At 74.3% G+C, this 292-nt stretch carries 1 protein-coding gene; it reads right to left on the bottom strand.

Annotated elements, in window-relative coordinates:
• Positions 1–33: 33 nt before the first annotated feature.
• A partial coding sequence (locus tag KI686_RS16460; protein WP_237590395.1) for a hypothetical protein occupies positions 34–292 on the bottom strand: 259 nt, incomplete at its 5' end.

Genomic DNA, 292 nt, shown 5'->3' on the forward strand with positions numbered 1-292 from the left:
GGATCGAGAGCCCTGAACCGCAGCGGACGCGTCTCAGCGGCCCGGGGCGCGCGTGCGGTGCTTCGCCACGGCGATCGTGGCGGTCGCGGACGCGTCCGCCCCACCGCCACCCGGTGCCGCGGACAGCGACGTCAGGTCAGGAGCGGCGACGGCCTTGCGGGCCCGCCCGATCGCCCGCCGCGCCAGCAGCCCCTGCAGGCCGTAGCCGATCGCGAACACCATCAGCGTGAAGATCAGCGCCATCGCGGCACCCTGATCCGGCGCGTACAGCTGCGCGGACCGCGGATTGATC

The organism is Polaribacter sargassicola, from assembly GCF_021991835.1.
Lineage (GTDB): Bacteria > Bacteroidota > Bacteroidia > Flavobacteriales > Flavobacteriaceae > Polaribacter > Polaribacter sargassicola.